The organism is Pseudomonas sp. (genome assembly GCF_028293835.1).
GTDB lineage: Bacteria > Pseudomonadota > Gammaproteobacteria > Pseudomonadales > Pseudomonadaceae > Aquipseudomonas.
The window spans coordinates 56,066-64,023 of the sequence record NZ_JAQGNX010000107.1; the positions used below are offsets into that span (position 1 = coordinate 56,066).

7 protein-coding genes are annotated in these 7,958 nt (G+C 56.7%); 6 read left to right on the forward strand and 1 reads right to left on the reverse strand.

All coding sequences use genetic code 11. The annotated features are described in order from the left end of the window. Positions 1–80 precede the first annotated feature (80 nt). The 5 genes from minD (at position 81) to JWR17_RS15620 (ending at position 5,675) form a co-directional block, all read left to right on the forward strand. Entirely contained in the window at positions 81–896 is an 816-nt protein-coding gene (gene minD / locus JWR17_RS15600; RefSeq protein WP_299832828.1) for a septum site-determining protein MinD, read from the forward strand. Further along, positions 893–1,147: a cell division topological specificity factor MinE gene (gene minE, locus JWR17_RS15605; protein WP_002552653.1), complete on the forward strand. Its 255-nt coding sequence runs from the start codon at positions 893–895 to the stop codon at positions 1,145–1,147. Before minD ends, minE begins: the two co-directional genes overlap by 4 nt. 95 nt (positions 1,148–1,242) lie before the next feature. After that, positions 1,243–1,878 (forward strand): RluA family pseudouridine synthase, encoded by a 636-nt coding sequence (locus JWR17_RS15610; protein ID WP_299832830.1) that lies wholly within the window; start codon positions 1,243–1,245, stop codon positions 1,876–1,878. Between the two features lie 233 nt (positions 1,879–2,111). After that, complete coding sequence (locus tag JWR17_RS15615) at positions 2,112–3,401, forward strand: M18 family aminopeptidase (protein ID WP_299832831.1); 1,290 nt, start codon at positions 2,112–2,114, stop codon at positions 3,399–3,401. 123 nt (positions 3,402–3,524) lie between these two features. Then, entirely contained in the window at positions 3,525–5,675 is a 2,151-nt protein-coding gene (locus JWR17_RS15620) for a mechanosensitive ion channel domain-containing protein (RefSeq protein WP_299832832.1), read from the forward strand. A 31-nt stretch (positions 5,676–5,706) separates the two neighbouring features. Here the strand turns inward: JWR17_RS15620 and JWR17_RS15625 are convergent, their stop codons facing one another. After that, entirely contained in the window at positions 5,707–6,423 is a 717-nt protein-coding gene (locus JWR17_RS15625; RefSeq protein ID WP_299832833.1) for a UTRA domain-containing protein, read from the reverse strand. A gap of 362 nt (positions 6,424–6,785) precedes the next feature. Here JWR17_RS15625 and JWR17_RS15630 point away from each other — a divergent pair, with 362 nt between their 5' ends. Beyond that, entirely contained in the window at positions 6,786–7,853 is a 1,068-nt protein-coding gene (locus tag JWR17_RS15630; protein WP_299832834.1) for an ABC transporter substrate-binding protein, read from the forward strand. Positions 7,854–7,958 lie beyond the last annotated feature (105 nt).

The following is a 7,958-nucleotide window of genomic DNA, read 5'->3' on the forward strand; positions in this document are numbered from 1 at the left end:
TTTCAGCAATGTTCGCTATAGCGGCTTCAGGGGATGCCATTCAGGGACTAACTGTCCTTTTCCTCTAGGGGTGAAACACCTTGGCCAAGATTCTCGTGGTTACATCCGGCAAGGGTGGTGTGGGCAAGACCACCACCAGCGCCGCTATCGGTACCGGTCTCGCTTTGCGCGGCCACAGAACAGTAATTGTCGACTTCGATGTCGGCTTGCGTAACCTCGATTTGATCATGGGCTGTGAACGCCGCGTGGTGTACGACTTCGTCAACGTGGTAAACGGCGAAGCGACACTCACCCAGGCCCTGATCAAAGACAAACGCCTGGAAAATCTTTACGTGCTGGCAGCCAGCCAGACCCGCGACAAGGACGCTCTGACCGTAGAGGGCGTTGAAAAAATCCTGATGGAATTGAAGGACACGTTTGAATACGTGGTCTGCGATTCTCCGGCGGGTATCGAAAAAGGCGCACACCTGGCGATGTATTTCGCCGACGAAGCCATTGTCGTGACCAACCCGGAAGTGTCGTCGGTCCGTGACTCGGACCGTATGCTTGGCCTGCTGGCAAGCAAGTCCCGTCGTGCCGAGAAAGGCGAAGAGCCTATCAAGGAACACTTGCTACTGACCCGTTACAACCCTGAGCGCGTCACCAAAGGTGAAATGCTCGGCGTTGAAGACGTTGAAGAAATCCTCGCCATCCGCTTGTTGGGCGTGATTCCTGAGTCGCAAGCGGTATTGAAGGCTTCTAACCAGGGCATCCCGGTCATTCTTGATGACCAAAGCGATGCCGGTCAGGCGTACAGCGATGCAGTAGACCGTTTGCTGGGCAAAGAAGTGGCCCATCGGTTTATTGATATCCAGAAAAAGAGCTGGTTTCAGCGAGTCTTTGGAGGCCGTGAATGAATATTTTTGACTTCTTTCGTGACCGTAAAAAGGAAAGCACAGCTTCGGTAGCGAAAGAGCGTCTACAGATTATCGTGGCGCATGAACGCGGCCAACGCAGCACCCCGGATTATCTGCCAGCGCTGCAGAAAGAGCTGGTGGAAGTGATCCGCAAATACGTCAATATCGAGTCCGATCAAGTGCAAGTCGCCCTGGAAAGTCAGGGCAGTTGTTCAATTCTGGAACTCAACATCACCCTGCCAGATCGCTGATCAGGCGGGTGCCCGCGGCGGTATTTCGCACCTTCTGAGTCATGAGGTGTGACATACCGCCGTTGGCGTTTCTAGCGTTTCGAGGTTCGTTGCACATGCCGTTGTCGAACATCCGCATCATTCACCAGGACGCTGGCGTTCTGGTGGTCGATAAGCCGACCCTGCTGCTATCCGTCCCCGGCCGTGCCGATGACAATAAGGATTGCCTGATTACCCGCCTGCAGGAAAACGGCTACCCCGAGGCCCGGATTGTCCATCGTCTGGATTGGGAAACCTCAGGCATCATTCTGCTGGCCCGGGATGCCGACACCCATCGTGAGCTGTCGCGGCAGTTTCATGACCGGGAAACAGAAAAGGCCTACACGGCGCTGTGCTGGGGCCAACCGGAACCGGACAGCGGCAGCATTGATTTACCCTTGCGTTACGACCCCCCGACCAAACCTCGCCACGTGGTTGATCACGCGTTCGGCAAAAACGCACTGACCTATTGGAAGGTTTTGCAGCGCAGCGGCGATTATTGCCGGGTTGAGCTGACGCCGATAACCGGGCGCTCCCATCAATTACGCGTGCACATGTTGTCTATCGGTCATCCGTTGCTGGGCGACGGCTTGTACGCACACGAACAAGCGCTGGCGGCATTTCCACGCCTGTGCCTGCATGCCAGCATGCTCAGCTTCACCCATCCGCAAACTGGCGAACGCCTGCGTTTTGAGTGCCCTGCGCCGTTTTAAAAGCCTGGGTATTTCTCTTGTGTAGGAGCTGCCGAAGGCTGCGATTGGCTGCGAGGCAGCCGTTAATGGTGATGGCATGAAGGTCCTTCGGACCTTATCGCAGCCTTCGGCAACTCCTACGGCTTTGTTTTCGGGCGGAAAAAGCGCCAGCACATCCCACACAAAATCCAGCATGTGACCACACGACGCAGGCCAATACGGTAAACTCGCGCCATTGCTGTCTGGAGTCATTTATGCGCGAAGAGTTAAACCAAGGCCTGATCGACTTTCTCAAGGCCTCGCCCACCCCCTTTCATGCCACCGCCAGCCTCGTCCAACGGCTGGAAGCGGCCGGCTATCTGCGTCTTGATGAACGTGATACCTGGCACACCGAAGCAGGCGGGCGTTACTTCGTCACCCGCAACGACTCGTCGATTGTCGCGTTCAGGCTAGGTCGTCTTTCGCCGCTGATGGGCGGCATTCGTCTGGTGGGCGCCCATACCGACAGCCCGTGCTTGCGGGTCAAGCCGCAGCCCGAATTGCAACGTCAGGGTTTTTGGCAATTAGGCGTCGAAGTCTATGGCGGCGCACTGCTTGCCCCGTGGTTCGACCGCGACCTGTCCCTGGCCGGTCGCGTAACCTTCCGTCGCGACGGCAAGGTCGAAAGCCAGTTGATCGATTTCAAGCTGCCCATTGCTGTCATCCCGAACCTGGCGATCCACCTTAATCGAACCGCCAATGAAGGCTGGGCAATCAATGCCCAGAACGAACTGCCGCCGATTCTGGCGCAGGTTGCCGGTGATGAACGCGTGGATTTTCGTGCGTTGCTGACGGATCAACTGGCCCGGGAACACGGCCTGAACGCCGATGTGGTGCTGGACTACGAGCTGAGCTTCTACGACACTCAGAGCGCCGCGATTGTCGGGCTGCACGGGGATTTTATCGCTGGGGCACGCCTGGATAACCTGCTGTCGTGCTTCGCTGGTTTACAAGCGTTGCTGACCGCCGAAACCGACGAGACGTGCCTGTTGGTCTGTACCGATCACGAAGAAGTAGGCTCGTCATCGACTTGCGGCGCAGACGGTCCAATGCTTGAGCAGATTCTCCAACGGCTACTTCCTGATGGCGAAGACTATGTGCGCACCATCCAGAGGTCGTTGCTGGTCTCGGCCGACAACGCCCATGGCGTGCACCCAAACTATGCCGACAAGCACGACGCCAACCATGGCCCGAAACTCAACGCTGGCCCCGTGATCAAGGTCAACAGCAACCAGCGCTACGCCACCAGCAGCGAGACCGCGGGGTTTTTCCGTCATCTGTGCATGGCCGAAGAAGTCCCGGTGCAAAGCTTTGTAGTGCGCAGCGACATGGCCTGCGGTTCGACCATCGGCCCAATCACCGCCAGCCATTTAGGCGTGCGCACCGTGGACATTGGTCTGCCGACTTTCGCCATGCATTCGATTCGTGAACTGGCGGGTAGCCATGACTTGGCGCACTTGGTGAAAGTACTCAATGCTTTCTATGCGAGCCATGATTTGCCGTAACCGTAGCCCCCTGTAGTAGCCAACGTGTTGGCGAGGCGATTGTTCAAGCAGACCTCGTCACGGTCTTCGCCAACACGTTGGCTACTACAGGAAATTCGATTTTGCCTTGAGGTTCACTGCCCAGTGCCTGCTTTTTTCCGTGTATTCCTGATTTTTATCCTGGCGCAGCTGCCCATCGCCGCAGCCCAAGCGGTGAGCCTGCCGGGCATTCTTGCGGGTTCGTCAAAAACTCAGCCGCAAGCGCAAGAGCCGCTGGGACAGTCCTTGGACGACGTGATCAAGACCCTGGAAAATGACCAGCAACGGAGCAAGCTGCTCGACGACCTGAAAAAACTTCGCGACACCACCCGAAAAGCCCAACCGCCCGCCGAAGAGGGCGTGCTAGGTTTGATCGGCAGTACGTTGAGCAGTTTCGAAAAGCAATTTTCTGGCGACGACAGCCCGGCCAGCCGGTGGTCTGAAGAATTGACCCTGGCGGGAATAGAGCTGGTGGCGTTGACGCCTCCAGCCGATCAATGGCTACCGGTCATTTTTGGCTTCGCATTGGTCATTCTGATCTGGGGGCTGCTGGCGGCCGGCTTGATTTGGTTCAGCCACCGGGTCCGAGTTCGTTATGGTTTGTCGGAAGAACTGCCACAACACCCGCGTCTCTGGGACATGTTGCGATTCGCCCTGCGTAAGCTCGGACCCTGGCTAATAGCGCTGATCATCACCGTGTACCTGAGCTATTCCCTGCCGTCTTCACTGGGTAAGGACCTGGCCATGGTGTTGGCTTACGCGTTGGTGGTCGGCACGCTGTTTTCGGCGGTGTGCGTGATTGCTTTTTCGCTGCTGGACGGCCCTCATCGCCACCGCGCGCTGTATATCCTGCGTCATCAAGCGTTTCGCCCGCTGTGGACGATTGGCAGCTTTGCCGCCTTTGGCGAAGCACTCAGCGATCCGCGCTTGATTGCCAGCCTGGGCGAACACCTTGCCCACACCGCAGCCACGTTCGCCAACGTCATGGCAGCGTTCTCCACTGGATTGTTTATCCTGCGCTTCCGTCGGCCCATTGCGCATTTGATCCGCAACCAGCCACTGTCACGCCGCCTGACCCGTCGCGCCTTGAGCGACACCATCGAAATTCTCGGCACCTACTGGTACGTGCCGGCGCTGGTTCTGGTCGGGGTGTCATTGTTTGCAACGTTTTTTTCGGCTGGCGATACCAGCACTGCCTTGCGTCAAGCGTTGATCTGCACCGTGTTGCTGGTGCTGTGCATGGTTATCAATGGCCTGGTTCGTCGCCATGCATTGAAGCCGCATCACGGACACAAACGCCATGCGCTGTATTCAGAGCGGCTGAAGAATTTTTTCTACACCTTGGCGCATTTGGCCGTATGGGTACTGTTCATCGAGCTGGGGCTGCGCGTCTGGGGAATGTCGCTGATCCGCTTCGCCGAGGGCGAGGGCCACGAAATCGTGGTCAAAATCTTCAGTCTGGCCGCCACGCTGCTGTTTGCCTGGCTGATATGGATTCTCAGCGACACCGCCGTGCACCACGCGTTGACTCGCTCGCGCAAAGGCTTGGCCAATGCCCGCGCACAAACCATGATGCCGCTGATTCGTAACGTACTGTTCGTGGCGATTTTCATCATCGCGCTGATCGTCGCGCTGGCGAATATGGGCATGAACGTGACGCCATTACTGGCCGGTGCCGGCGTGATCGGTCTGGCCATCGGCTTCGGCGCACAATCATTGGTGGCCGACTTGATTACCGGCCTGTTTATCATTATCGAAGACTCCCTGGCCATCGACGACTACGTGGACGTCGGCGGTCACTTGGGCACTGTCGAAGGGCTGACCATCCGCACCGTACGCCTGCGAGATATCGACGGCATCGTACATACGATTCCGTTCAGCGAAATCAAAAGCATCAAGAACTATTCGCGGGAATTCGGTTACGCAATATTTCGCATCGCGATCCCGTTCAACGTGCACATTGATGACGCAATCAAAATGGTTCGTGAAGTCGGGCAGAAGATGCGCGCCGATCCATTGGAACGACGCAATATCTGGTCGCCGCTGGAGATTCAAGGGGTCGAGAGTTTCGAGTCAGGCAGCGCGGTGTTGCGGGCTCGCTTCAAGACGGCGCCGATCAAGCAATGGGAAGTATCCCGTGCTTTCAACTTGTCGCTGAAGCGGCATCTGGACGAAGCCGGAATGGACTTGGCAACGCCGCGATTGAGCGTGCAGATGAATGCGGTGGCAGGCAGTGTGACCAAAACGGAAAAATAAACCTGTGGGACCGGATTCATTCGGGAAGCTTTCAACCCTCCACTACCGCACTCACGTGTATCGCGTCATGCCGCCAATACTCGATATCGCAATCGATCAAGCGCCCTTGCTGATCGTAGTTCACCCGTTCGATACGCAAGCCCGGGCTGCCTAGGGAGACTTTCAGGGCAGCCGCGGCGTCCACCTGCAACGCCGTCGGGACCATTTCAAAGCGAACCTTCCCATAACGAATCGCGTAATGACTGGCATACAACTCAGTCAGCGACTGATTCAGATCGAAATCGACTATCCCGGGAAAATACTCCGGATTGAGGTAATGCTCGACGTACAGCACCAGGCGCTGGTCGATGCGCCGGGCGCGGCAGATCTGGACTACGCTGGACAATGCTGGCAGTTGCAGCAAACCGCAGATCAGCGCCGAGGCGGGCTGCAAACGCGCTGAGATGACCAGGGTTTCAGCGACTCGCCCCTGGGCGCTGACCATGGCGTGAAAATGGCTGCGGCGCATCAGGTCATAGGCCAGCCGCGGCGGTGAGATAAACCAGCCACGTCGCTCCTCGCGGTACACCAACCCCTGAGCTTCCAATTGCAACAATGCTTCGCGCACAGTAATGCGCGTGGTGTTGAAAAGCTCGCTGAGTTTGCGCTCGGCGGGCAGTTTGCTGCTGGGCGGCAACAGGCCGTGTTCGATCTGTTCCTGAAGGGCCAGACTGATGGCTGTCACCGCTTTTGGTGCATCGTCACGCATCAACGTTACCTATCTGGACTAGTCCAGCGCAGTTATTGGGCGGAGCCGAGCTTGAATAATGCCCCAGTGACCTTACACCAGCGTAGTCAAGGTACATGACTGATAGATGACAAGGCCGCTTATTGGAGCTACATAGGCTGCACATAAAAAACATTAACCAAATAAATATCAACAGGTTAGCAATGGTCTACGCTTACTGGGCATGACCGGCCGTACCCTGAGCAAATCCCTTGCAGGACTGATGCCGACATTAAAGTGTCATGCACATGGCCTAAATTGGCTCAGGTATTGCTGACCTAGACCAACCCACCCGCATTACCGTCGATAAAAACGTAGCGTTAAAACGCCCATAGGAGCTTCGGATGAAACATCTTTTCCTGGCATCACTGTTAGGTTCGACCATTGCACTGTGCACCGCAGCCATGGCCGCTGATACCGATTTGCAAACCCTGGAGGCCGCAGCCAAAGCGGAGGGTGCGGTGAATAGCGTCGGCATGCCCGACGATTGGGCCAACTGGAAAGGCACGTGGGAAGACCTGGCCAAGACCTATGGCCTGAAGCACATCGACACCGACATGAGCTCGGCTCAGGAAGTCGCCAAATTCGCCGCTGAAAAAGACAATGCCAGTGCGGATATCGGCGATGTTGGTGCAGCCTTCGGCCCTATCGCTGTAAAACAGGGCGTTACCCAGCCGTACAAGCCAAGCACCTGGGCTCAGGTCCCGGATTGGGCTAAAGACAAAGATGGCAACTGGGCATTGGCCTACACCGGCACCATCGCTTTCATCATCAACAAAAAGCTGCTGCACGGCTCCGACGCCCCGACAAGCTGGGCTGACCTGGCGAAAGGCAAATACAAAGTCTCTATCGGTGACGTCAGCACCGCCGCTCAGGCTGCCAACGGCGTACTGGCTGCAGCCATTGCCAACGGTGGCGATGAGAAAAACATCGAGCCAGCCCTGTTGATGTTCAACAAACTGGCTAAAGAAGGTCGTTTGTCACTGGCTAACCCGACCATTGCCACCATGGAAAAAGGCGAAATCGAAGTCGGCGTCGTCTGGGACTTCAACGGCCTGAGCTATCGCGACAAGATGGTCAACAAAGACGATTACATCGTGCTGATCCCGTCTGACGGTTCGGTGATTTCGGGCTACACCACCATCATCAACAAATACGCCAAGCACCCGAACGCGGCCAAACTGGCGCGGGAATACATCTTCAGCGATGCGGGTCAAACCAACCTGGCCCGTGGCAACGCACGTCCGATCCGTGCCGATCACCTGACCTTGCCAGCTGACGTGCAGGCCAAACTGCTGCCGAACGAGCAATACAAGAAAGTGACGCCAATCAAAGACGCGGACGCTTGGGAAAAAACCTCCAAGTCCCTGCCGAAGAAGTGGAACGAGCAAGTCATTATCGACATGAAGTGATAACACCCTCGCTGTAGGAACTCGCCCTCAATGAACGGGGCACACGTCCTCTGTAGGCGCTGCCGAAGGCTGCGAACGATATTTAAAATGATCCCAGCCATCCGC